The sequence below is a fragment of the Weissella sagaensis genome, assembly GCF_005405285.1.
Classification (GTDB): Bacteria; Bacillota; Bacilli; order Lactobacillales; family Lactobacillaceae; genus Weissella; species Weissella sagaensis.
Genome location: NZ_BJDT01000008.1, coordinates 45,420 through 72,083 on the forward strand (window position 1 = coordinate 45,420; position 26,664 = coordinate 72,083).

A 26,664-nucleotide genomic window follows, 5' to 3' on the forward strand; every position below is an offset into this window, starting at 1 on the left:
GCACAAGACGACAACCGTTACGCCTGAAGAACCAGGTAAGCCAGGTGAGCCAATCGATCCTGAGAATCCAGATGGACCAAAGTATCCGGTCGATACGGATGTAGATACTGATAATGTAATACAAGAAAACACTAATGAAGAATCAACAGTTGTAAATGAAGGAAAACCCGTTGATGAACAAGCAGTAAATTCGGTACCATCTCAAAAAAATTCAAATGATACAACTACCGTTGTAAATAGTGAACCTGCTTTGCCACAAACTGGTATAAATACTAAGCAAAATGATACCAAAACAATAGGAATGACATTGTTAGCAACATTTAGTGTTGTATTGAGCTTATTGGGTCTAGGTGTAAAAAAAGAATCTAATGATAAAAAACATTAAATAATGATTTAAGCATCTTTGATTTTAGATAGGATATTATCAAAATTTTGGGGTTAGTTTACCCTTGTTACAAAGAGTTTTAAATCTGTAAAGTCACCTAAAAAGGTTCATAAAATAAGGCCTGTAAATCTGATGAATTATCAGACTTACAGGCCTTTTTTATGGCTGAATTGCAAATAGCGTGAAAATCGTAAAATTATTCAATTGAGCTTGTGAAAGTTACTCGTAAATTGATTGATCGTCTATTTATGCTATAGTCCCCTAGAGGTTGATGAATTTTTGTATAATTTTTTTAATCAATAAAAGAGTATGTTGATGGAAGAACTGAATAAAAAGTGCATCAAAATATTTTAATTGATTTGGTGATTATATTGAGTGGCCTTATTTCAATCGCAATTTTATTTAGTGTTATACAAGGTGTATGGGAAATGATTTTCCCACAATATACCATTTCTGCTTGGCATTGGATAATTTTTTGTTTCAATTGTATATTTAGTATTATCTATATATTTGGACAAGTTGGTAAAGGATAATTTAGTTTCAGACTAGAGTATTAAGAATTAGTATTCATCTATCACTAGTTGCTGTTTCGATTCATATAACTTTAAATAACAAAATTATTTAACAAATATTATCAAAATGTCAGAAGAAGCCATTAGTCAATACCTATTTAAAGTCTTTGATCACCAATTTTCAGTGACGATTCAATTAAAAAATCATGATGATAAGGGAACAGTTAGTCCTTTATATCATGGTAAAGTGCTGGGTTATCAGGACAATAATGTAATACTATCAAACAATACTAATCCTTTTCCGTTAGCTGATATTTTGTATATTGAATAAAAAGGTCATCTAATTTGTGATATATAAATTTATAAATCAAATTATTTGAAAAACTAATCAAAATTTTATAGAGTTATATTTGTGGGAGTTACTAAAGTTATAGTAATTGACACCAGTATTTTTACTACATGATTATTCTTGAAGGTTTAAGAATAAAAAAAGTCGGCATTTGTCGGCTTTTTTTATTGATTTAGTATTATTTCAATGCTGAGAAACGCATTCTATGGCCGTTTTTTTTTAATAACGTTACCAATTATGCATTAATTAAATAATTGTGATACATTCATATCAATAAAATTAGAAGATTTTTGTTATTTGGGTAAATAGCTGACCTGTTAAGGAGATAAACGGATGAAATCTTATAAACGCTTAAGTCGCTCTGAACGTTATTACATTTATGTATGGTATTATGAACAAAAGATTAGTTTACGCCAAATTGCCTTACGTTTGCAGCGAACGCCCAAGACAATTTATGATGAAGTGCATCACAATCGGCGGCGACCTGATGTTTCATTAGATAAAATTCCGTATGATCCGGAATATGCTGATTGGTTAGCTGCCCAGAATCGCATTAATCGCAACTATGGTAAACTTCACGCATCAAATGGGGCTTTAAAACGGGTTCAAAAAGCTGTTGAAGAAAAACACTGGACCATTCCGATGATTGCGCACAGTTTGAAAAATGTGCCTTCAGCAACCACTTTATATCGCTATTTAAAAAAAAGAGTACCGGCTCTTTTGAATTATAAAAAACGTAAGTACCATATACGGCCTGTTTCTATGCGCGAAGCGATGCGTTCACATCATGAAAGTGATTTTATGCAAGCGCATAGTATTGACCAACGTCCCCAGGCGATTAATCAACGCCGTAATTTTGGTCACTGGGAAATGGATTGTATTGATTCACCTCAAGGGGTGAAAGCCAGTTTATTGGTATTTTATGAACGTAAAAGTCGCTACATGGAGCTAATGAAATTGGACAGTAAACGCGTGAGTGCCATGCATGATGCCATTGAACAATTTTTAACCCGGCATCCAAATCAAGTGCAGTCAGTCACTACGGACCGTGGTCATGAGTTTACCAACCTTGATGTCATGATGCTATTTGAAAAATGGCAAGTAACTGTTTATTTTACGCATGCGTATAGTCCTGCCGAAAAAGGGGGAATTGAACGTATTAATCGTGACATTCGGCGTTTCTTTCCCAAAGGGCAAAGTCTGACTAAAACCACGTTAGTGGCACTAAGAGCGGTACAAGACATTATTAACCATTATCCAAAAGCTGTCTTAAAGTGGCAAACACCGCAACAATGTTATGGTCAATTTTTGCAAAGTCAACGGGCACGTCAGAAGAAACGCCAACATCGGTCACAATTAGCTTAATTAAAATTCTAATTTTTACTATTTGAACTTGTATTTTATAGTAATCAATACAAGTCGTTTTAGTGTGTGAGTAAATAATTATATTTTAAAAATTATTGTGACAACCACAACATGGGCAGACAACCAGAGCAAGCAAACCAAAAAAAGATACAAAAATGTAATAAAGCGGGTAAAGGTTGCTGGCAAGGCATGCACGGCTAGTCGTTAAAAAATTTTTTGGAAAATTGATAGCTAATAACTTGACAATTCCCCACATTTTTTAGTTTACATAATACCGAATCTTTAATTTAAGAACCTTATCATAACAATCTTTCGAACATTTCATAGGGGTTGACAAGATACTTGCATATTAATTATTCAAGCGTATAATTATAGAAGCTGGAAAAGTTCATTTTGATTGAAATGGAGGTGAGATGTTTATGGCTAAAATTCCTCAGCAAATTGTAGAAGAAGTACGTGAACGTGTCAACATTGTTGATGTTGTTTCACCATATGTACAGTTAAAGAAACAAGGACGCAATTTGTTTGGTAAGTGTCCTTTTCATGAGGAACGTACACCTTCATTTTCTGTTAATGAAGAAAAACAGATTTTTCACTGCTTTTCTTGTGGACGAGGAGGAAATGCGTTTAGCTTTTTGATGGAAGTTGAAAACATGTCATTTCCACAAGCAGTGCTAAAACTTGCACCACAAGCGGGTGTAGATATAGATGATTCGTATTTGGATAATCAAGCTAATGTGCAGGTTGATTCAGAAACAAAAGCTTTACGTGATTTGTACGCTGAAGCGACTAAGTTATACCACCATTTACTGGTTAATACAGACTCTGGTGAACAGGCTTTAACGTACTTAACTGCACGTGGACTAGATGAATCAACAATTGATGCATTTATGCTGGGGTATGCCCCTGAAGGAAATATTTTATACGAATATTTTCAAACACAGAAAGTTGACTATCAATTATTACGTAAGTCGGAATTATTTGTTGAGTGGTCTGATGGTAGTTTACATGATCGTTTCACTAATCGTGTATTATTCACAATTAGGGATAGTAGCGGCCACCCGATTGCATTTTCAGGACGTAAGTTAACGAATGATGATGATATTCCAAAGTATGTTAATTCTCCAGAAAGTCCATTATTTAATAAATCAGCTGAACTTTTTAATTTAGATTTAGCAAAGGATACTATTAAAAAGCAAAAAACGGTTATTTTATTTGAAGGCTTTATGGATGTGATAGCAGCATTTCAATCAGGGATTGTAAATGGTGTTGCATCAATGGGAACATCACTGACGATAGAACAAGTACAACAACTATCGCGATTGGCTGATAAGATTAGTATTACGTATGATTCGGACATGGCTGGTCAAAAGGCGACAAAGCGTGCTTTGGATTTAATTGCGCAACATAGTCGTTTATCAGCACAAGTTATTCATATACCTGATAATCAAGATCCAGATGAGTATCTACGTGCAAATGATGCTGATGCATTTAAGCAAGTATTGACACATAATATAGAAGATCCGGTTACATTTAATCTGCGTTATCTACAAATTGATCGTAACTTAAATAATCAAACGGAATTTTTTGCTTATATTAGTGATGCACTTGCCGTAATTGCAACCGTTGAAGAGCCAGTCATTAGAGAACGCTTTTTGCGACAAGTCGCAAATGAATTTGATTTAAGTTATGAAGCATTACAAGATCAAATTCGACCGCTATTATTACAACGGCAAGCACGCCAACCATCAAACCAGCAGCGTGACCAGCAACAAAAAGAGGTAACATCTAGTTCACAGGTATATAATAATACCAGTAACGTAACTGTGAAACGCAATGTATCACGAATTGAGAAAGCAGAGCAAATTTTATTTGCATGGATGTTACATGATAATGATGTTTGGTTACAAGTCACAAATTACGTTGGTTTTTCGTTTCAGGATGTCTCTTATGAAACATTATTTATGATTGCTATGGCATATCGTGAAGAGCATCAGCAAGAACCAATCAATGATATGGCTGCATTTATGGACTATGTACAAAAGCCAGAGTTAACACGTATTTTAGCTTCATTGGCAGAAGTAGACCCACAGTTATTTACTGATCGTGAACAAGTATTAGCATATATTAATGTGATTAATAATGAAGCTCCGCTAGAGGAAAAAATTCGACAATTATCTCGTAATATTAAAGAAGCTAATCAACTGCAAGATCAGGCACGTGTCGCACAATTAAGTGTTGCATATTTAGAGGCATTAAAAGAAAAACAAAATAAAAATACAAAACACTAAGGAGTCTATGATGGTTGCAAAGAAAACACAAGATAAAACGACCTTTAATAAGGCCGACTTTGATAAAGCTGTTAAAGGAATTATTAAAGAATTTAAAAAAGATAAGCAAATCAAGGAAACTGATTTGCAAAAGGCCGTTGTAAAGCCAATGAGTTTAAATGCTGATCAGATTGATGATTTGTATGACAAAATTGAATCAGCTGGTATTTCTATTGTTGATGAACAAGGTGAGCCAACTGCACGTACTTTGGAAAACAAGAAAACAAAATTATCAGAAAAGGAACTTAAACAAGCTGCCGATGCACCAACTGGTATGAAAATCAATGATCCTGTCCGGATGTATTTGAAGGAAATCGGTCGTGTTTCATTGCTAACTGGGCCGGAAGAAGTTTCTCTAGCTGAGAGAATCGAAGCTGGTGATGAAACTGCTAAGCAAGAATTAGCTGAAGCCAATCTACGTTTGGTAGTTTCTATTGCTAAGCGTTATGTTGGTCGTGGTATGCAGTTCCTTGATTTAATTCAAGAAGGAAATATGGGCTTGATGAAAGCTGTTGAAAAATTTGATTACCGTAAAGGATTTAAGTTTTCAACATATGCAACGTGGTGGATTCGTCAAGCAATTACTCGTGCAATTGCTGACCAAGCCCGTACTATTCGAATTCCCGTACACATGGTTGAGACAATCAATAAGTTAATCCGTATTCAACGTAATTTGTTACAGGATTTGGGTCGTGAACCAACACCAGAAGAGATTGGTGCTGAAATGGATGTCCCAACGGATAAAGTTCGTGATATTTTAAAGATTGCACAAGAACCTGTATCTTTGGAAACACCAATTGGTGAAGAGGATGATTCACATTTGGGTGACTTTATTGAAGATAATGAAGCCATATCACCAGCCGATTCGGCTGCGTACCAAATGCTAAAAGAACAATTAGAGTCAGTATTAGATACGCTAACTGACCGTGAAGAAAATGTTTTACGTTTACGTTTCGGACTTGAAGATGGTCGTACCCGAACACTAGAAGAAGTTGGGAAAGTGTTTGGCGTTACACGTGAGCGAATTCGACAAATTGAAGCAAAAGCGTTGCGTAAGTTGCGCCATCCATCACGTTCAAAACAATTACGTGATTTCTTGGATTAAGCAATAAGTAGCGACAATAATAGAGTGGTTTGACTATATTACATAGTTAAAACCACTTTTTTTAAATAAAAGGTCATTATTACTTGTAAAAAAGGAGGTGTATCTATGGATGAACACCAATCAAAATTAGCAAATTTTAGTTTTCCATTGCTGGCATCAAATTTTGCTTCAGTTTTTGGGGATGGCGTATATCGTTTTGGATTGAACTGGTTTTTAGTTGCAAGCTATGGTAATGCGCAAATTTTAGGTTTATTAACTGGATTTGGATTTGTTGTGTATGTTTTAAATGATATTTTTGTTGGTTCAATTCTTGATCGATTTAATCGTAAGATTGTTTTATTGTGTGCAGATACATTAGGTGCGATAGGGGCATTAAGTTTATCCTTTTTTATAGATCCCACCAAACCACAAATCTGGATTTTATTTGTGCTAACATTTATATTAAATATTGATGTGTCATACTCGTACCCTGCAACGCGTGCAATTCTACCTAATGTTATTAACAAACGCTCTTTAGCTAGTTTTAATGCCTGGGCAAGTGCTGCTTTTTCAACAGGACAAGCATTGGGACCTCTTGTTGGTGGGTTATTATTACATTTGGAATGGATTAATCTAAAAACATTTTTACAAATATTAGGGTTAATGTTACTTGTAACGGTGTTATTTAATTTAGCAATTAAGTATCGACCTGAACCAAACGATAAAACGAGCGAATCAGAACCATTTTTGAAAAGCTTGGTAGACGGATTTCGATATGTACAACAATCACCTAAATTATTTGAATCAATGTTATTAACAATTTGGACAAACTTTTTCTTTGAAGGCTTTATTTTAGCAATGCCGTACCTTATTCAGCATAATTATCATGGGTCAGCCACTAGCTATTCAACAGCGCTAACATTGGCAGCTGTTGCAGGTGTCTTAGTTAGTGTGTTGTTGGCTAAGTTTCCTACTTTTAATACCATTAATTCGATGTACCGTGATTTTTACTTACTAGGTGCAGCGTTTATTTTAACAACATTTATTCAACGGCTTTGGGTATTTATTATTTTAGTTATTTTATATGGATTCGCAAGATCTGCCTTTGTTATTAAAATTAATACTGTCCGTCAACAAGCTAGTTCACCAGCATATCTCGGCCGTGTATTTGGTATTTCATTTTTTGCGACTGATTTATTTGCACCGCTTATTACAATTTCGCTAGGGTATGGTGTTTCAATTATGGGGGCTTGGACACTCTTTGTATTAGGTACTTTGTTGTTGGGTGGTATGATGACAATTAAAGTTTTGAGTAAACGTCATGAAAAAAAGTTAGCGGAATAAGGCTTACTAATAAATGAATAATCATTTATTTTTGGAAAATGTATATTCTTATATTCATAATAACCCGCAAATTCGTGAATTTTCGTGGTAAACTAATAGTTAATATATGATACGGGAGTTTATTTATGACAAAAGTTTTAGTCGTTGATGATGAACCATCATTACAAACCTTACTAACGTATAACTTAAAAAAAGCTGGTTTTGAAGTCATTGCAGCTTTAGATGGCAAACGAGCATTAGAAATTATTCGAGAGGGCGACATTGATGTTGTACTATTAGACGTTATGTTGCCGGAAGTAAGTGGTGTCGATGTAACACGTGAACTACGTGCTGAAAAAAACCAGATTCCAATTATTATGATTACGGCATTAGACGATGAAATAGACAAAGTAGTTGGTTTAGAAATTGGTGCTGACGATTATGTTACAAAACCTTTTAGTCCACGTGAAGTCATTGCACGTGTGCACGCTGTTTTACGCCGCTTTAGTCAAAAGAAAGAACCAGTATTAGAAAACAATGTTAAACAAATTCAATCATTTGGTAATTTAACAATTGATTTTGATAAAATGGTTGTACAGTTTGATGGTGAAATTGTTAAATTAACACCAAAAGAATACGAATTATTAGCTTATATGGCTGAACGAGAAGGTCGTGTTTTAAGTCGTGAAACGATTTTAGATGGTGTTTGGGGATATGAATTTTCGGGACCAGATACTCGGATGGTAGACATGCATTTATCACATTTACGCGATAAAATCGAATTAGACCCAAAGCATCCAGTATATTTAAAAACAGTACGTGGCTTTGGTTATCGTTTTGATCGTTCTCATGATGAATAAACATGAAAGGATTAAAATATGAATATTGATGAATTAATTGAATCAGCAAAACGATTTGTGCTTTTTTGGTTTGTCTACGCTGCTATCATTTGGCTTATTTTATGGTTGACATCGATGACAGGCGATCAGAATGTCACTTTAAAATGGCATGTCTTAATCTTATTATCAATGATTTTGTCTGGTGCAACAACATTGGCACTCGAAATTCAACGACAACGCCGTGATGCACATTTAGCCTTGTTTATTGAAAAATTACAAGATTTAGAGACAACGCATACGCACACAGCACACGTTTTAATGCATCCTGATGACTCATTGGCGCCTCTTGCTACGGCTATTAATAATGTCCAACATCTTAATAGCCAACGTATTAAAATTATGCAAGAACAAAGTAGTACGATGGAAACTTTGATGGAAAACATGCCAATGGGGGTTTTACAGATTACGCCGGAACGCAAGATTATTCAGGCAAATGAGCAATCACGTAAGTTGTTAGGTGTTTCAAGTGACTTAGTAAATACACATTACGATAATGTTATTAAATATCATCGATTAATGGAATTATTTGAACAAGCATTGAAACAAAAGAAAAAAATTCGTGAACTTGTGAAACTTGAAAATAAAATGGTGGATGTTTCTATTGTTTATTATCAAACTAGAAAACGTCATTATGAGTTGTTAGTTCTTTTATATGATATGACAGAAGTTATTCAAATGAAAGATATGCAAACAGCCTTTGTTGCAAATGCTTCACATGAATTGCGAACACCATTAACAGCGATTGCCGGTTTTACAGAAACTCTGTTGAGTGGTGCGCAAAATGATCCTGCTGACAGGCAGGAATTTTTAGAAATTATTCAATCTGAAACAAATCGATTATTAGATTTAACCGATGATATTTTAACGTTGGCTAAGGTTCCTGAGCAATCACATTCATTACAAGAGTTTAATATGTTTGAAATGGTTACTAAGATTTTTAATGCCAAAAAGCATAAGGATAAATTGAATTTGTCACTAAAAAATGACGTTAGTGAAACATTAATGATTAAACAAGATAAACGCGTTTTCGAACAAATTTTGACTAATCTAATTGGTAATGCCATGAAGTATAATCGACAAGATGGTACCGTCAAAGTTTCTGCTATGGTGACGGCCAATGAATTAGCATTTGCAGTTAAAGATACAGGCTTGGGCATTCCAAGTGATGAACAAGATCGCGTTTTTGAGCGTTTTTATCGCATTGATAAGTCACGCACAAAATCAATACCAGGAACTGGTTTGGGATTAGCAATTGTTAATGACTTAGTGGAACAAGCGCAAGGTCAAATTCAATTAGAAAGTCAAGTTGGTGTTGGGTCAACTATTACAGTTACCTTGCCATTGCAATAATTAAATAAGAAAGAGGCTAAGTATGTCTATATCACGTCCAATGGTAATTGGTGTTACGGGAGGCTCTGGGTCCGGTAAAACAACTGTTAGCCAAGATATTATTAAACGTTTAGCAGGGGAATCAGTTGTGATGATTCCACAAGATGCTTATTATCACGATCAAAGTGACAAAAACATGGATGAACGGCGTATGACTAATTACGATCATCCAGATTCGTTGGATAATGAATTGTTAATTTCACAATTAAAACAATTATTAGAACGCAAAACAATTGAACAACCTGTATATGATTATACAAATCACACACGATCAACTAAAAAAGTAACAATTCAACCTGCTGATGTGATTATTTTAGAAGGTGTTTTGTTGTTTACAGAAGCAAAATTACGTGATTTGTTAGACATTAAAATTTACGTTGATACTGATGATGATTTACGTTTCATTCGTCGGATGCAACGTGATATTGTTGAACGTGGTCGAACTGTAGATTCTGTGGTTAACCAATATTTGGAAACCGTTAAACCAATGTACCACCAGTTTGTGGAACCAACAAAACGGTATGCTGATATTATTTTACCAGAAGGTGGCGCAAATACAGTTGGCATTGGGATGTTGGAAGCACAAATTCGAGATATTTTAAATAAAAACAAGGCATAATTGTTAGAAAGTGTGAATTAAGTGGAAGAGAAAATTTGGAATCGTATTGTTAAATACACTGAGTTACAAGGAACATCTGGCCAAGAACATCAAATTAGACAAGCGTTCAGAGAAGATCTTTCACCGCTAGTAGATGAAGTTGTTCAAAATGGACTGGGTGGTTTGTACGGTATCAAACATAATCAAGACGCACACGCACCACGCATTATGTTTGGTGCTCATATGGATGAAGTGGGCTTTGTGGTTACACAAATTACAAGTCGTGGTATGTTAGTGGTTGCACCAGTTGGTGGATGGAATCCCTATACGGTATCAGCTGAACGGTTTACATTATTCACGCGTAATAACCAGTATCCTGTTGTTTCTTCTTCAGTTTCACCGCATTTGTTGCGTCAAGGAAACGTTAGTGGAGCACCGCAGATTCAAGATATCTTATTTGATGGTGGTTTTTCATCCAAGGATGAAGCAGAGTCATTTAATGTACGACCTGGTGATTTCATTGTGCCAAAGGTTTCAACAACCATGTTGGCAACTGGTAAACGAGTGGCATCTAAAAGTTGGGACAATCGCTTTGGATTAGTTACTATTTTAAATGCTTTAGAAAATTTGCAAAATGAAACATTGCCTAATACGCTAATTATGGGTGCAAATACGCAGGAAGAAGTTGGTTTACGAGGTGTTGGACCTGCTGTAAATCAATTGAAACCAGATATTTTCTTTGCACTTGATTCTTCTGCTGCAGATGATACGATTTCAGCTCAAGGTCAAGGTCAGATGGATCAAGGTGCATTACTACGTGTATTTGATCCAGGTGTTATTATGCCATTGCGTTTGAAGGAATTTGTTTTAGATACTGCTTTTGATGCCCATATTCCATTGCAATACTTTGTCGCTAAGGGAGGCACAGATGCTCATGGGGCGCAGTCCCAAAATAACGGGATTCCTTCAGTTGCGTTAGGTGTTGCTTCACGCTATATTCATACTCATCAAACAGTTTGGTCGATTGCTGATTTTCAAGCAGCCCAAGCATTAGTTGAAACATTAGCCCAAAAATTAGATGCAAGTACCGTAAATGATATTATTTATGGTGATTAAAATAATTAATTAAAAAAGGAGAATTGACAGCATGCTAATTGCTAGCTATAATCCCGCTGGAATGGGTGATAATTTAATTGTCTTAACCCAACAAGGAACAGAATATACTTTTTCACGACAAGGAAACGTTGTCCAATTTATTAACACAAATGACGAGGTTATTGGCTATAATTTTATCAATATTAGCCAATCATTGGATCTAACCCATGCTAATGGGCAAGTTTTTCTTTCTGAAGACCAAGTAACGATTTTAAATAATTTGATTACAGCAGCTGGTTTTACATCAACATTGACTGTTGATGATAAACCTAAATTTGTTGTTGGTTATGTAGAATCTGTAGAACCACATCCTGATTCTGATCACTTACAAGTAACAACAACTGTTGTCGATAATGATGAACGTGTACAAATTGTGTCAGGTTCACCTAATATGAAACAAGGAATTAAGGTCGTTGTTGCTAAAGTTGGTGCAATGATGCCATCAGGTTTAATTATTTGGCCAGGCGCATTACGTGGCGTTAAGTCAAATGGTATGATTAGCTCTGGTCGTGAGTTAAAATTGCCTAATGCACCCCAAGTACCAGGTGCGTTAATTTTACCTGAAGACTTTGCCCCAGTGGGTACACCATTTGATGCAAAATCACCTGCAGCGCAAGCATTATTTGAATAAGGGTGGTGTAGAATGCCTATGCAACGCCCAATTGTTTTTTATGAAAATTTAATGCACACTTATTATAATCAGGTTGCAGAATTGTTGGCTGCCAAAACAACATACATTCTGCTTTCTTCTGATCAAGATAATGAAATTGATAGTCTTGATGTTGTTGATAAAAAGTCGCAAGCACGGCCAATAGCAGCTGAAATTATCCAGCCAAATGTCAAAAAAGTAGTACCTAAAAAGTCTACGAAACGTGAAAAAGCACCTAAAAAAGTTAAACAACCTAAAGCGATAAAAACAGGTTTAGGATTAAGTTTAGATGATATTCTCTCAGAAGAGGATAGTGTTGCTGCACGTGATCATAATCAATACTTTAATGATTAATAATATAAAAAACATTTGTCTATATAATGAAGACAAGTGTTTTTTTTGGTAAGATGGAAATAACAAAATTTGATAAACGCAATTTACGTTAGAATGGATAAGAAAAATGGACAAGACTTCTCATTATTATTTTATTGGTATCAAGGGTTCAGGAATGAGTGCATTAGCACTAATTTTGCATGACCAAGGTTATGAGGTATCAGGGTCAGATATTGATGAATATACATTTACACAAAAGCCATTAGAGGCAGCAGGTATCCCCATATATTCATTTGATGCAACAAATATTAAACCTGGCATGACAGTTATTCGTGGTAATTCATTTGAAGATGATCAAGTTGAAGTGGCGGCAGCATTAGCAATTGCCGACCAATTAACTATTTTGACATATCCAGATATGGTGCAACAATTAGTTAATCAATATACATCAATTGGTGTGGCTGGTGCCCATGGTAAGACATCAACAACTGGTTTGTTGTCCCATGTTTTATCAGGTATCGCACCAACATCATATCTAATTGGAGACGGTACCGGTAAAGGTGTTCCAAATGCACGTTTCTTTATCTTTGAAGCTGATGAATACCGTCGTCATTTCCAAGATTACACGCCTGATTATGCCATCATGACAAATATTGATTTTGATCATCCAGATTACTATACGGGTATTGATGATGTTCGAAGTGCCTTTGAAGATTTTGGTAATCATGTCAAAAAAGGCATTTTTGCATGGGGTGATGACGAACAATTACGTAAAATTAAGGTTTCTGTCCCAGTGTATTATTATGGTACAAATCCAAAAACTGATGATTTTTACGCAGATAATATTAAACGATCAACTAAAGGGTCAAGTTTTGATGCCTACTATCATGATGAATTTCTAGGTAATTTCAAAGTACCTTTGTTTGGTCAACATGGCGTTTTGAATACATTAGCCGTTGTTGCTGTATCGTACTTTGAAGAAATTGAAACATCATTAATTCAAGAAGAGTTATTAACTTTTCAAGGTGTTAAACGTCGTTTTACCGAAAAACATATCGGTCCAGTAACAATTATTGATGATTATGCACATCATCCATCAGAGATTATGGCAACAATTGATGCAGCACGCCAAAAGTATCCTGATCGTAAACTAACAGCTGTTTTCCAACCACATACATTCTCTCGAACAATTGCTTATCAAGATGATTTTGCAAAGGCTTTGAATTTAGCTGATAATGTATTTTTAACGGAAATTTTTGCTTCAGCTCGTGAAAAAGCAGGTCAAATTTGTTCAGCAGACTTAGGTAAGAAAATTGCTAAATTTGCAGGAATTGTGTCACCAGCCGAAGTATCACCATTATTAGCAGATGAAGATGGTGTCTTTATTTTCATGGGAGCTGGTGACTTACAAATGACTGAATTTGCATTTGAAAAGTTATTAGCTAATACACAAACTAGCTTACAATAACGATTTATACGAATACGTATTTCTGTTATACTGGTATTTATATACTTTTGGTAAAATTCACCAAACCGTTGTCATATATCACAACGTAGGAGGTAATGATATGGATAATTTTGAACAACAAGAACCACGATTAGTTAATCCTGATGCTAGTGGACTAAATAACTTTTTTAAAAAAGTTTATTTGTACATGGCATTAGCACTAATGGTTACTGCTGGTACAGCATATATTGGTGCGACCGTCTTTGCGGCACCAATTGTTCGTATCTTTAGTAGTCCAATCTCATCATTAATTATTTTTGGTATTATGATGGGCTTTGTTTGGCTATTTTCAAGCCGTGTGTATAGAAATCCAGCTCAAGCATTTGGTATGTTAATGGGTTTTGCGGTATTAAACGGCTTTACATTTACTGTTATTGGTTTAACTGTTAACTTTGGATTGATTGCTTTGGCCTTTCTAACAACATCATTCTTGTTTGTTGGTATGGCTGCATATGGGTATTTCACGAAAAAGTCATTGGCATCACTATCATCAATTTTGTTTGGGTCATTGATTGCTTTGATTATTGGTGGTATTATCAACCTATTTTTCTTTAATAGTGTTGTATACTTTTTCTTATCAGTCGTTGGTGTTTTAGTTTTTGCAGTTATGACAGCTTATGATATGAATCGTTTAAAGGCATTATATTTAGAAAATGGTGAAAAATCAGCACAAATGACTCAAAGTATAGCTGTATCTGGCGCTTTGAACTTATATATGGATTTCATTAATTTGTTTATCTATATCTTACAGTTGTTTACATCATTTAGTTCACGTGACTAAATACAAGGCTTAATTGAATATTTGAAAAAAGCAACCAAATCTGCAAAGAATTTGGTTGCTTTTTGTGTATATCCTATAGCTCTTCATTTGTTAACGGATTTTGTTCTGAAACGCGCGCATCCGCCTTGTCTAAAGCACAGATTTCATTGACTTCTTCATCAGTCAATGAAAAGTCGAAGATATCCAAGTTTTGTGCTTGACGCTTAGCATTGTGTGATAACGGCAATGGTAAGACACCTAATTGATGTTCCCAACGTAAAATAATTTGGCCACTATTTTTGTGATATTTATCAGCCAAATTTTTAATTAGTGGTAATTCACGAATTGGCTGGCTTAATTCTAAATCATGACCACCGAGCGGACTCCAAGCTTCCGTGATAATGCCATGTTCACGATCATATTGTCGTAATTCAGGCTGACTAAACAATGGATGTAATTCAATTTGATTGATTTCTGGTAATTCACCAGTTTCAGCTTGTAGTTTGTCCAAATGTTCAGGTAAAAAGTTTGATACACCGACAGAGCGTACAAGGCCAAAGCGTTTAGCATCAAGCAGTGCTTGCCATGCTTCAACGTATTCACCACGCATAGGGTTTGGCCAGTGAATTAAGTATAGGTCATAGTAGTCAAGACCAGCTCGATAGAGTGATTCTTGAATGGCTGTAATCGCGTTCTTATATTTGTGATGACGTCCAGGTAGCTTAGAAGATATTAATAATTCTTCACGTGGTAAGCTAGAACGCTTAATTGCTTGACCAACAGTACCTTCGTTTTCATAATTATAGGCTGTGTCTATCAAGCGATAGCCATTATTAATGGCAGCATCAAGTGTTGTCAGACCACTAGCGCCTTTTACGTCACCGGTACCAAAACCGATTGCGGGCAACTCTAGTCCATTTCGTAATGTTATACTAGGTATTTGCATAAAAACCTACCTTTCATGATTAGTACATTTATTTTTACCGCGTTTTTGCTGTGTATAAAACTGATAATCGCAACGTTGAAAACGCTTTCTTTTTTCAATGCTAATAAAAAATTGAGAAGAAGTCAATTTTTACGAGCAAAGTAATAATCATTTTGAGTTAATGTTTTTATAGTTAAATGTTGTTATCAATATTTGAACTCTGCTAAACTGATAGATAGAGAAAACGCGGGGACATCCCCAGAAATGAGATGAACATGGCAAAACCAACTTTACTTTTAATTGATGGTAACTCATTAGCTTTTCGGGCATTTTACGCCTTAATTAATCAAGTCGACCGATTTGTTAATCATGAAGGTCTACATACAAATGCTTTGGTTGGTTTTAATAACCTAATCGATGGTATCGTTGATCCTTTTCAACCAGACTTGGCTTTAGTAGCCTGGGATGCTGGTAAGACAACTTTTAGAACTGGTAAATTTGATAATTATAAAGGTAATCGTGATAAAACGCCACTAGAATTAGTTGAACAATTTGAACCATTACGAGAAATGGTCACACTACATGGAATAAAATCATATGAATTAGCGGATTATGAAGCAGACGATATTATTGGTACCATGGCGAAAAAAGGTGAACAAGCTGGCTATGCCGTCACAATCGTTACGGGTGATCGAGATATGACCCAACTAGTATCAGATGATGTAACCGTCTGGGTGACAAAAAAAGGTATATCTGAAATTGATCATTACACACCTGCATTAGTAGCGGAAACTTATGACGGCCTGCAACCGAAGCATATTGTTGAAATTAAAGGGCTACAAGGGGACACAAGTGATAATTACCCTGGGGTAGCTGGAATAGGGCCTAAAACAGCTCTAAAGTTGATTAAACAATATAATTCAATTCCAGAGATGTATGAACACATCGATGAGATGAAGACTTCAAAACAAAAAGAAAAGCTGATTAATGGTAAAGAAGATGCATTAATGTCTCGTGATTTAGCACGAATTCGAACAGATGCACCGGTAACCATTAGCTTAGAGGATTTGGCATACAAGGGACCAGATTACGAAAATATCATTCCTTTTTACCAACATCTTGATTTTAAAGCACAGCTAGTGAAGTTAGCTAATCAAGGCTACACCATTCCAACAAATAATCATTCTGAGGCGGGCACTTTTAATTTCAGCAATACCACGCTTAATATGACTAAATTAACGAGTGCGAATATGGATCATGTTAGTCAATTGACCGACACTGTTGATTTTTATCTTGAATTAGATGACGCTAATTACCACACTGCTAATCCGGTTGGTTTTGTGATAGGTAATCAAAATAAAGGATACTTTGCAAGTCGCGATATTGAATTATTAGTACAGGATTCACCAATTAAAGCTATTTTAGAAAGCACAAACGTTGCTAAAAATGTTTTTAATGCTAAGGAATTATCTGTTAGTTTACATCGTTTAGGTATTAAATTAACCAATGTACGGTTTGATTTGTTGTTGGTATCGTACTTATTAGATACTAATGACAATAATGATGACTTAGGGGCATTAGCACATGATAATGATTACTATGCTGTTCAAACCGATGAAGAGGTTTATGGTAAGGGAGCTAAGTTTGCTATTCCAGAAGTTGATGCCGATTTATTTGAACATCTAGGACGTAAAGCAATGGCAATTGGCTTATTAGCAGAACCGTTGCTTAAAAAATTAACCGAACATGAACAACTTGACTTGTATCGTAATATTGAATTGCCATTAACGCAAATTTTAGCCCAAATGGAAGCTACGGGTATTACCGTTGATGCACAACAATTATTGCAGATGGATAGCAAGTTAACAGAACGTTTGAGTGAATTAGAACAAACCATTTATCAGCAGGCCGGGCATGAGTTTAATATCCAATCACCTAAACAATTAGGGGTTATTTTATTTGAGGAAATGGGCTATACGCCACTAAAGAAAACTAAGACGGGTTATTCAACAAGTGTTGAAGTCTTAGAAAAAATGGGTGATGTGCCAATAGTAGCTTCAATTCTGGCTTATCGTCAAATTGCTAAAATTAAGTCAACTTACGTGGAAGGCCTCTTACGGGTTATTCATGGATCTGATTCAAAAGTGCACACCCGTTACTTACAGACCTTAACTCAAACAGGTCGTTTATCGTCAGTTGATCCCAACTTGCAAAATATTCCAGTTCGTATTGATGAAGGTCGTCAAATTCGTAAAGCTTTTGTGCCAAGTGAACCTGATTGGCAAATTCTAAGCGCAGATTATTCACAGATTGAATTACGCGTATTAGCGCATATTACGGGGGATGCTAATTTACAAGCAGCCTTTATTAATGGTGAAGATATTCATGCGGCTACGGCTCGCCGTATTTTTGATGTCAGTGCCGATGAACCAGTTGATGGCAATATTCGTCGTCAAGCGAAGGCGGTGAACTTTGGGATTGTTTACGGTATTTCTGACTTTGGCCTATCTAAGAATATAGGGGTTTCGCGCCAACAAGCTAAAGCCATTATTGAAACGTACTTTGAACAATATCCTGATGTTAAAAATTGGTCAGAATCAATTATTGCATCAGCACGTGAAAATGGCTATGTTGAAACGATTGCACATCGTAGACGCTATTTACCTGATATCAACGCAAAACGCTTTAATGCGCGTTCTTTTGCAGAACGCACTGCTATGAATTCTCCTATTCAAGGCTCAGCTGCAGATATTATTAAAATTGCGATGATTAACGTGCAATCAGCAATTGAAAAAGCAGGTCTAAAAGCACGCATGCTATTGCAGGTACATGACGAATTAATATTTGAAGCACCTGCCGATGAAATGGCAGCATTAGAACAATTAGTTTCAAAGACTATGGATAGTGCTGTACAATTAGCAGTACCGTTATTAGTATCAACACATATTGGCGCATCATGGTATGATGCAAAATAATATGAAAGTATGCAACTAGATTTAATATAAAAGGGTCGTCAGTTTAGAAAACTGGCGACCCTTTTGTGATAAAACAATTATATCTGTTTGTGAAATAATTGATTAACAATTTTACTAATTTCTTCACTGAATAAAATTATTGCTAGTCCTACCATAATCGTGAACAACGAAAACGAATCCAGGAAAATACCAATAATTGTAATGAGCATCCCCAAAAACATGATTAATGCAATAAGTTTATTGTTATGATTTAATTTATGTTTCATAAGACGACATCCTCCTTTAAATAGTGATATTTGTGTTTATTTTTAATATGAATGTCCAAACAAGTTTATTATACGGGTAATATCATGCTTAGTACAAATCAAAGCTGAAAAGCGACGTGTCCAACTTAAAATAAATTTTATCTTGAAAGATAACGACAGAAACTTATAATTACGTTACAATTAATATTGAAAACGTTTGCATATTAAAACGTGTCTATTAATTTTAGGGGGAGCTACGATGATAGCAAATTTAGAATGGTTAGATGACCCGACTGTCTTTAGAGTTGGCAAATTACCAGCTCACAGCGATCATACTGTTTATCGCTCAGCAGCAGAAGCAACACAAAAATCATCAAGTCTAATTAAAAGCTTAGATGGTACTTGGCAATTTAATTTTGCTAATACACCAGAACAAAGATTACTTAATTTTGAACAATTAGATTTTAGTACTGAGCAGTTTAATGAGATTCAGGTGCCTGGACACATTGAATTGCAAAATTATGACCAAATTCAATATATTAATACACTTTATCCATGGGAAGGTAAAACATATCGCCGACCACCATACGCTTTAGGATCAGATAATACATATCCAGGTATTTTCAGTGATGCTGATGATAATACTGTCGGTCAATATGTAAAAACATTTACCTTACCAGAAAATTTCACCAATCAAGATGTGCATATTCAATTTGATGGTGTCGAAGAAGCCATGTATTTATGGTTAAATGGCCAATTCGTTGGTTATTCAGAAGATAGTTTTTCACGGGCTGAATTCGATTTAACACCTTATTTACAAGTTGGTGAAAACAAATTGGCCGTGGAAGTATTTAAATACAGCACAGCAGCCTTTATTGAAGATCAAGATATGTTCCGTTTTTCAGGGATTTTCCGCAGTGTGCGTTTAATAGCTATCCCTGCAGTGAATGTTGTTGATGTGCACATTAAGCCAGTTGTGAGTGCTGATTTGCAACATGGTGACTTCTCCGTTACCTTAACACTTGCTGGTGAACTAGCTGGTGCACATGCCCAAATCGTTGTTAATGATCCAAAAGGAATAGTTGTATTAGATAAGTCAGTGGCGGCTAATACAACAACGACACTAGCACATGAGATTTTTGATGAGATTCAGTTATGGTCACACAAGCAACCTAATTTATATACGTTAACCGTGACGATTTTTGATGCAAAACAACAAGTTGTTGCAGTCGCACCTTATGAATTTGGTTTCCGTCGTTTAGTTAAAAATGACCAAAACCAAGTCACATTGAATAATGTGCCCTTGCATTTGAATGGCGTTAATCGTCATGAATGGAGCCCAACAGGTGGTCGTAATGTGAGTTTGGCTGAGATGGCAGCTGATATTCAAATTTTCAAAGATCATCATATTAATGCCGTTAGAACATCACATTATCCAAATCAGGTACCTTGGTACGGTATGTGTGACGAGGCAGGTATTTATATGATGGCCGAAACCAATTTGGAATCACATGGTTCTTGGCAGAAAATGGGGGCAGTAGAACCTTCTTACAATGTGCCAGGTTCAATTCCAGAGTGGTTAGATGTTGTCATGGATCGTGCAAAATCTAATTTTGAACAATTTAAGAATCATCCATCTATTTTATTCTGGTCATTGGGTAATGAATCATATACCGGTGATAATATTGCTGCAATGGATGCATATTTCAAATCAATGGATGATTCACGATTAACACATTATGAAGGTGTTTTCCAAAATCGTGTTGACGAGGATCGTATTTCAGACGTCGAGAGTCGCATGTACGCTCATCCCAATGAAATTGCCGAGTATCTAGCTAATAACCCTAAGAAACCATACTTAAACTGCGAATATATGCATAGTATGGGTAATTCCGTTGGTGGCTTTGATGAATACGTGCAGTTGTTTGATAAATTTGATACGTATCTAGGGGGTTTCATTTGGGACTATATTGATCAAGCTCTATATGTCACTGATGAAGTAACGGGGCAACAAGTTATTCGCTATGGGGGTGACTTTGACGAACGCCATTCAGACTATGAATTTTCTGGTAATGGGATTGTCTTTGCAACCCGTCAACCTAAACCAGCAATGCAGGAGGTAAGCTACTATTATGGACGCTACGACAACGAATAAACTACAAGTCGTTTATGGTGATGGTTCATTAGGAATTAAAGGTGCTAATTATCATTACTTGTTTAGTTACGAAAAAGGTGGCTTGGAATCTTTGCAGGTTGCTGGTAAAGAGTGGCTGTATCGGGTACCTAAACTAACTTTTTGGCGTGCTACGACTGACAATGATCGTGGTAGTCATTTTTCTACTAAATCGGCCATGTGGTTAGGTGCAGATATGTTTACTGAAGCAACAGATGTGAATGTTAATGTCGACGGTCAAGAACTAGGTCAGCCTATTGCACCAGGCAATAATCGTTTTTCAACTGAGGAGTTTGCCGATACGGTATCATTAACCTATACATTTTTAACAGCAACTGTACCACAAACAACGGTTAAAGTAACTTATACAATCGCTCATGATGGTGTATTAACGATTTGTGTTGCCTATACTGGTCATGAAAATTTGCCAGAATTACCAACATTAGGCTTACGTTTTGTTATGCCAACGTTAGCTGATGGTTATCGTTATGATGGCCTATCAGGTGAAACTTATCCTGACCGTATGGCAGGTGGTCGTCTTGGTACATACGAAGTTAATGGCTTACCATTAACGCCTTATATGGTGCCACAAGAAATGGGCATGCATATGCAAACATCACAGGTATCAATTGCACGATCAACATCTTTGAACAACGCTGATTTTTCAAAAGTAACGCAATATTTGACATTCGCCCAAACAAAAGAGAAATTCGCATTTTCGGCTTTGCCATATTCAGCGCTTGAATTAGAAAACGCCACGCATATGGAAGAATTACCAGCACCAAGAAGAACCGTCGTCACTATTTATGGTGCCGTTCGTGGTGTTGGTGGTATTGACAGTTGGGGGACTGATGTGCAACAACCGTACCATATTGATGCAACGGCTGACCATGTATTTGAATTTGTTATTCAACCAAAATAAATTAAAAATGATTAAAAGCTATGTTGACGGTAAAAAACGACATGGCTTTTTTAAATGCAAAAAAAATTCACCAAGTGTCCTAAAATATCTGTTACAATATGAAACTGTGTTCAAAAAGAAAGAGGTAGAAGAAATTGGCATATTTTAGGTGGCTTTATCGAGAAATAACATCAATTAACACAGCCGGTAGCATTATGCTGGCATTTATTTTTGGTGTACAACTAGCACTTTTCTTAAGTAATCCAATCACATTATTATCAGTCATTACATTGTTTGCAACCTTATTGGGTTCAGCATGTACAGTTTATATGATGATTGGTAAACCTATTAATGGTTTATTGGGGTTAATCAGCGCACTAGGTTATATTTATATTAATTGGCAGGCCGGACATTATGCTTCTGTCTTGGATCAATTTGTTTTTATTCTATTAATTGATTTGCCGTTAATTATGACTTGGAAAACCTGGGGTCATCGTATTGTAGACGGTGTAAAATTCTTACATATTCGTGGTTGGGTCATTACACTTGCTGTGATGCTATTACTATGGGTACCCGTTATTTGGATTTATACACACCTAGGTGATACGAACCCAGTTTGGGATGCAATTGTCTTGATTATTGGTGCAACAGCCTCAATTTATGTATTTATGGGTTATGGTGATTCATATACATTATGGCTATTGTCAGACTTTGTTAATATCTGCTTATGGATTTCAGCACTCTTTGCTGGTTATTCAGCTAGTTCATTACCAATGTTATTAACAATGGCATTCTACTTAGTAACGGCTCTATATGGTCGATTTTGGTCAATCTGGAGTGGGAAGCAGAATAAATAAGGGCATTATTATAAATAGTAAAAGCGTCTAACCCTTGGCTTGGTTAGACGCTTTTTGTAATTAGAAATGGGACTCTATTACATAATTATAATAACACCAGAACATGTAGTTTTCAACACTAAGATGTCAGGTTGTTAAAATTAAATGCGATAAGATCAGATAGATACGCACTCTTTTCGTGATATTTAAAGAAAATAGTAGAAAAACGTTTAATTATAGATTGTTTTAATATTTGGTCACTATGATAACTACTGTAGGTGGATGGAAATCTACCTATATTTTTACTACAAGGTGTACCTATGTTGTCAAGAGGCAATATAGGTACATTTTATTTATGTAATGAATAAATATATTCAAAATTTTAATGAATATGACTAAACTTCATTTCAAAAATGTGTTAAGCTTACATAAATAATAAACGTTCCACCGGGAACTTGTCGTTTAGGCAATCATTAACTTATCATTAGGTCATTGAAGATAAGTTAATGATTGCCTTTTTATTTTTGGAGGTTTGTATGACTTGGTTATACCTTGTTTTGGCTGGTGTTTTTGAAGTTGTTTGGTCTAGCATCATGAAACTCAGTAATGGTTTCACTAATTTATATTGGTCAGGTGCAACAGTTGTGGGCATGATTGCAAGTTTTCTTTTTTTGGCAATGGCATTAAAACACCTACCATTAAGTTTAGCTTATCCAATTTGGACAGGAATTGGGGCAGTCGGTGCCATTATTGTCGGGGTTTTCTTTTTTGGGGATGTTCTGCCACCTATAACTTGGCTTTTCATTGGCTTATTAGTGATTGGTATTATTGGCATTAAAATAACTAGCGGTTATTAAAAATTGGCAAATAGATCGTCTTTGTTAGATAATTTAAAGCCTACCAAGTTATGAAACGAAACATAACCTGGTAGGCTTTTTAAGGTATATTGATTCCTTTCATTGCTAAATTATCAATACATTCTTGATAATATGTGGCATTGTGTTCGGGATAAATAGGCGTTGTAGTAGGTACTATTAATAAAGAAGTATACGGTGCTTCCTTGGTACCACGATAAAATGGATTCAGCCATAATGAATTAGGCGAATAACCACGACGTTGCATTTCCTGCATAACTTTTGAATGATATTGAAATAGTTTATATGGGGAATGTGTAAATACATAGTCAACAGTCCGATGCTTCTTACCCCAGCCACCACCACGTAACGCACAGCATTCTCTATGTTGCCCTAATAGTTGTTGGCGGGGTAATTTTGATAGTAAGTTTTCATGCCATAGGCGCATAGGGATACCCTTTCTAATGATTTTGGGGATGCTTGCTTGATAAAGACGAGTCGTTTTTTCAATGTACTCACTATTATACTAATTAATTTCATTAATTTGATTAAATTAGCGAAGTTTATTTCTAAATTCGAAATAATTATTATGATAAATTGAAATTTGTTGTATCTTTCCCGTATAATGAGAGAAAAGGGAGGTATATTTCATGATTGTTTTACATATTATATTTGGAATTATGATCGTTGTAGGCGCTTTTGCAACGGCAATTTCATTTCAGGGTGACACTGATAAATTGACTAAATGGCAAAAGTTTTCATTAATTCTAACCACATCTGCAATTGGTTTAACTGTTGTGACCGTTATTTCAGTATATGCATCAATTTACATCGGTCTATTACTATTGTTGATGTTAGCAGTATCTGAGTATTTTGCTTTTATCCGTGTCGCACGTGGTAAGTAATTATTAACATTATTTTTATAGACTTGTACTAAACCGGTCAAATATTGACAGGAAGTTCACGTCATTGACTGGTTGAAAAAGTGTTGGATTAAAACCCACTTTTTTGGCCAGTTTTATTTTGGATGACGAATTCTACTGATACAGGCAAACATAATTGAATTTGAATACAAGATACCTGGTTCTCTTGTTAAAAAGTATATGCTATGATGGTGTTAATTTTTTGTTAGGAGAATATTTTATGTATGCAGGATATTTATATTTGATCATTGCTATTATTTCTGAGATCATTGGCTCAAATATGGTCGTTAGTACCGAGGGATTCACCAAATTGAAGCCAACTCTGATCTGTATTCTATGTTTTGGCATCGCCATTTATATGTTGTCACTTACCGTTCATTATATTCCACTTTACATTGCTTACGCCATTTGGAGCGGCTTAGGCATTATTTTGGTGACCGTAGTTAGTGTCGTATTTTTTAAACAAAGTGTTGACATCCCCCCATTAATTGGCATTTTCTTAATTGTTGCTGGTGTCGTTGTTGTTAACTTATTCGGCAAGTCGCATTAAAAAGTAAGGTTGCTTTTGATTTAGAAATAATATTTTTTAAGAATTTATAATAGTGTTATATTGCTAGTAGAGTTTTTGGATATCCTTAAGTAAAAAAATGGGAGATTGTGCAATGAATATCAATGTTTATGTAGCCAGTGCTTTCAGTAAAGATGGTGCGGGTGGTAATAAAGCAGGGGTTGTTTTTATGAATCAACCGATGATGTCTTCTCAAAAAAAGAAGTTGCTAGGAAACTAGGGTATGCAGAAACTGCCTTTGTTTCTGAATCTAGAATAGCTGATTTTAAATTAGAATATTTTACCCCTAAAGAAGAGGTAGACTTGTGTGGGCATGCAACTATTGCAACTTTTGTTATATTAATGCACCTAAATAAGTTAACTAAAGAGCAATATCATATTGAAACTAATAGTGGTATTTTAGTGATTAATGTTAAAGATTCAGTGATTTTTATGCAACAGAATAAACCTGCCTTTTATGAAGAATTGTTGCCAGAAGAATTAGCCGAATGTTTTAACGTTGATTCTATTGATAGAAAATACCCGATTCAAATTGTTTCAACAGGATTGAAAGATATCTTAGTACCTATAAAATCAGAACAAACATTGCATAAATTACAACCAAACTTCGATAAAATTAAAGATATTAGTGAGAAATATGATGTCATTGGTATGCATTTGTATACAGTACAAGAGGATCGTATTGTATGCCGAAATTATGCACCATTATATGATATTGATGAAGAGTCAGCGACAGGAACATCAAGTTGTGCTGTAGCTGGTTACTTATATACGCATAATTATTTACAACAAGATATGTACGTGTTTAATCAAGGGTATTCTTTGCATTCACCTTCAGAAATATTCGTACAATTACACCATGACCAAGAAAGTAATATTACAGGTATCTTTGCTGGTGGTAGAGGTTATTATTGCGAAACAAAACAGTTACTTGTTTAGGATTGGTGAACTTGAACGTTAATCTTTAACACTAGCCAAAATAAGAAGTGGCGTTATGCCTTGTTTTTCATGGTTACCAAGGATTTTGAGGTTAGGAGAAAATTAATGAAAGCTGTTATTATAAAAGAATATGGTGATGCAACTCAATTTGAAGTTACTGAAATAGATAAACCTGTCCTAAAAAAGGATGAGGTATTAGTTAAAAATGTTGCAAGTAGTATAAATCCAATTGATTACAAAGCTCGTCAGGGTTTACTTCAATCAATGTTTCATTGGCAGTTTCCTGTAGTCTTAGGATGGGACGTTGCAGGGGAAATTGTTGCGGTAGGTGACAAAGTCACGGAGTTTAAAATTGGAGATAAAGTATTTGCCCGGCCAGATATTGATCCTATTGGGCGGAATGGCTCATATGCAGAATATACTGCTGTAAAAGATGATAAATTAGCGCTAAAGCCTGAAAATATTAGTTTTGAAGAAGCTGCTGCAGTTCCACTAGCAGGTTTAACAGCTTTACAAATGTTAAGACAACTTAATTTAGAAGCTGGCCAAAAAATACTTATCCAAGGTGGTGCAGGTGGCGTAGGCATTTTTGCAATCCAATTAGCAAAAATATTTGGCGCTTTTGTTGCTACTACTGCTAGTGAAAATAACACTGAATTTGTGAAGTCGTTAGGTGCGGATTTAGTA

Annotated in this window: 25 protein-coding genes and 1 pseudogene; 23 read left to right on the top strand and 3 right to left on the bottom strand. The window is 35.4% G+C overall.

The window, feature by feature from the left end:
- The 14 genes from FFM55_RS09855 to FFM55_RS08025 form a co-directional block, all read left to right on the top strand.
- A partial coding sequence (locus FFM55_RS09855; RefSeq protein ID WP_170999678.1) for an LPXTG cell wall anchor domain-containing protein occupies positions 1–385 on the top strand: 385 nt, incomplete at its 5' end.
- Positions 386–1,024: 639 nt separating this feature from the next.
- A complete protein-coding gene (locus FFM55_RS07965) occupies positions 1,025–1,228 on the top strand; it encodes a hypothetical protein (protein WP_137600850.1) in 204 nt (67 codons plus the stop codon).
- A gap of 351 nt (positions 1,229–1,579) precedes the next feature.
- Entirely contained in the window at positions 1,580–2,611 is a 1,032-nt protein-coding gene (locus FFM55_RS07970; RefSeq protein ID WP_137600851.1) for an IS30 family transposase, read from the top strand.
- Between the two features lie 419 nt (positions 2,612–3,030).
- Positions 3,031–4,902 (top strand): DNA primase, encoded by a 1,872-nt coding sequence (gene dnaG, locus FFM55_RS07975; protein WP_137600852.1) that lies wholly within the window; start codon positions 3,031–3,033, stop codon positions 4,900–4,902.
- Positions 4,903–4,912: 10 nt separating this feature from the next.
- On the top strand, positions 4,913–6,046 hold the full coding sequence (gene rpoD, locus FFM55_RS07980) for an RNA polymerase sigma factor RpoD (RefSeq protein ID WP_137600853.1): 1,134 nt from the start codon (positions 4,913–4,915) through the stop codon (positions 6,044–6,046).
- A gap of 105 nt (positions 6,047–6,151) precedes the next feature.
- A complete protein-coding gene (locus FFM55_RS07985) occupies positions 6,152–7,369 on the top strand; it encodes an MFS transporter (protein WP_137600854.1) in 1,218 nt (405 codons plus the stop codon).
- Positions 7,370–7,494: 125 nt separating this feature from the next.
- Complete coding sequence (locus tag FFM55_RS07990; protein ID WP_042494203.1) at positions 7,495–8,208, top strand: response regulator transcription factor; 714 nt, start codon at positions 7,495–7,497, stop codon at positions 8,206–8,208.
- 18 nt (positions 8,209–8,226) lie between these two features.
- Positions 8,227–9,597 (top strand): sensor histidine kinase, encoded by a 1,371-nt coding sequence (locus tag FFM55_RS07995; protein WP_042494199.1) that lies wholly within the window; start codon positions 8,227–8,229, stop codon positions 9,595–9,597.
- Positions 9,598–9,619: 22 nt separating this feature from the next.
- Complete coding sequence (gene udk, locus FFM55_RS08000) at positions 9,620–10,255, top strand: uridine kinase (RefSeq protein ID WP_042494195.1); 636 nt, start codon at positions 9,620–9,622, stop codon at positions 10,253–10,255.
- A 21-nt stretch (positions 10,256–10,276) separates the two neighbouring features.
- Positions 10,277–11,350, top strand: coding sequence for a glutamyl aminopeptidase (gene pepA / locus FFM55_RS08005; RefSeq protein ID WP_137600855.1), 1,074 nt, complete (start codon positions 10,277–10,279; stop codon positions 11,348–11,350).
- Between the two features lie 31 nt (positions 11,351–11,381).
- Positions 11,382–12,020, top strand: coding sequence for a YtpR family tRNA-binding protein (gene ytpR / locus FFM55_RS08010; RefSeq protein ID WP_137600856.1), 639 nt, complete (start codon positions 11,382–11,384; stop codon positions 12,018–12,020).
- A gap of 12 nt (positions 12,021–12,032) precedes the next feature.
- Positions 12,033–12,392, top strand: a complete 360-nt coding sequence (locus FFM55_RS08015; protein WP_042494187.1) for a hypothetical protein — start codon at positions 12,033–12,035, stop codon at positions 12,390–12,392.
- Positions 12,393–12,498: 106 nt separating this feature from the next.
- Complete coding sequence (gene murC, locus FFM55_RS08020) at positions 12,499–13,839, top strand: UDP-N-acetylmuramate--L-alanine ligase (RefSeq protein ID WP_042494184.1); 1,341 nt, start codon at positions 12,499–12,501, stop codon at positions 13,837–13,839.
- Between the two features lie 100 nt (positions 13,840–13,939).
- A complete protein-coding gene (locus FFM55_RS08025) occupies positions 13,940–14,659 on the top strand; it encodes a Bax inhibitor-1/YccA family protein (RefSeq protein WP_042494182.1) in 720 nt (239 codons plus the stop codon).
- Positions 14,660–14,732: 73 nt separating this feature from the next.
- Here the strand turns inward: FFM55_RS08025 and FFM55_RS08030 are convergent, their stop codons facing one another.
- The gene (locus FFM55_RS08030) at positions 14,733–15,584 is read right to left on the bottom strand and encodes an aldo/keto reductase (RefSeq protein WP_042494179.1); all 852 of its coding nucleotides are present in this window, start codon (positions 15,582–15,584) and stop codon (positions 14,733–14,735) included.
- Between the two features lie 254 nt (positions 15,585–15,838).
- On the opposite strand from FFM55_RS08030, the gene polA reads away from it, so the two are divergent.
- Positions 15,839–18,538: a DNA polymerase I gene (gene polA / locus FFM55_RS08035; protein ID WP_042494175.1), complete on the top strand. Its 2,700-nt coding sequence runs from the start codon at positions 15,839–15,841 to the stop codon at positions 18,536–18,538.
- Positions 18,539–18,615: 77 nt separating this feature from the next.
- On the opposite strand, the gene FFM55_RS08040 is transcribed toward polA, so the two are convergent.
- Positions 18,616–18,804: a hypothetical protein gene (locus tag FFM55_RS08040; RefSeq protein ID WP_042494172.1), complete on the bottom strand. Its 189-nt coding sequence runs from the start codon at positions 18,802–18,804 to the stop codon at positions 18,616–18,618.
- Between the two features lie 238 nt (positions 18,805–19,042).
- On the opposite strand from FFM55_RS08040, the gene FFM55_RS08045 reads away from it, so the two are divergent.
- From FFM55_RS08045 to FFM55_RS08060, 4 genes are all read left to right on the top strand, one after another.
- Positions 19,043–20,938, top strand: a complete 1,896-nt coding sequence (locus tag FFM55_RS08045) for a glycoside hydrolase family 2 TIM barrel-domain containing protein (protein WP_042494170.1) — start codon at positions 19,043–19,045, stop codon at positions 20,936–20,938.
- Positions 20,916–21,878: a beta-galactosidase small subunit gene (locus FFM55_RS08050; RefSeq protein ID WP_042494167.1), complete on the top strand. Its 963-nt coding sequence runs from the start codon at positions 20,916–20,918 to the stop codon at positions 21,876–21,878. Before FFM55_RS08045 ends, FFM55_RS08050 begins: the two co-directional genes overlap by 23 nt.
- A 194-nt stretch (positions 21,879–22,072) precedes the next feature.
- Entirely contained in the window at positions 22,073–22,714 is a 642-nt protein-coding gene (gene pnuC, locus FFM55_RS08055; protein WP_228180005.1) for a nicotinamide riboside transporter PnuC, read from the top strand.
- Positions 22,715–23,229: 515 nt separating this feature from the next.
- The gene (locus FFM55_RS08060) at positions 23,230–23,550 is read left to right on the top strand and encodes a DMT family transporter (protein ID WP_137600857.1); all 321 of its coding nucleotides are present in this window, start codon (positions 23,230–23,232) and stop codon (positions 23,548–23,550) included.
- Positions 23,551–23,629: 79 nt separating this feature from the next.
- Here the strand turns inward: FFM55_RS08060 and FFM55_RS08065 are convergent, their stop codons facing one another.
- On the bottom strand, positions 23,630–23,995 hold the full coding sequence (locus FFM55_RS08065) for a TIGR02328 family protein (protein ID WP_042494154.1): 366 nt from the start codon (positions 23,993–23,995) through the stop codon (positions 23,630–23,632).
- Positions 23,996–24,197: 202 nt separating this feature from the next.
- Here FFM55_RS08065 and FFM55_RS08070 point away from each other — a divergent pair, with 202 nt between their 5' ends.
- The 4 genes and pseudogenes from FFM55_RS08070 to FFM55_RS08085 all read left to right on the top strand — a co-directional run.
- Complete coding sequence (locus FFM55_RS08070; RefSeq protein ID WP_042494151.1) at positions 24,198–24,452, top strand: hypothetical protein; 255 nt, start codon at positions 24,198–24,200, stop codon at positions 24,450–24,452.
- A gap of 238 nt (positions 24,453–24,690) precedes the next feature.
- Positions 24,691–25,020, top strand: a complete 330-nt coding sequence (locus FFM55_RS08075; RefSeq protein ID WP_137600858.1) for a DMT family transporter — start codon at positions 24,691–24,693, stop codon at positions 25,018–25,020.
- A 112-nt stretch (positions 25,021–25,132) separates the two neighbouring features.
- A pseudogene (locus FFM55_RS08080) lies at positions 25,133–25,977 on the top strand (PhzF family protein).
- A 105-nt stretch (positions 25,978–26,082) separates the two neighbouring features.
- Positions 26,083–26,664 (top strand): NADP-dependent oxidoreductase (locus FFM55_RS08085; RefSeq protein ID WP_137600859.1); only part of this gene is annotated, 582 nt, incomplete at its 3' end.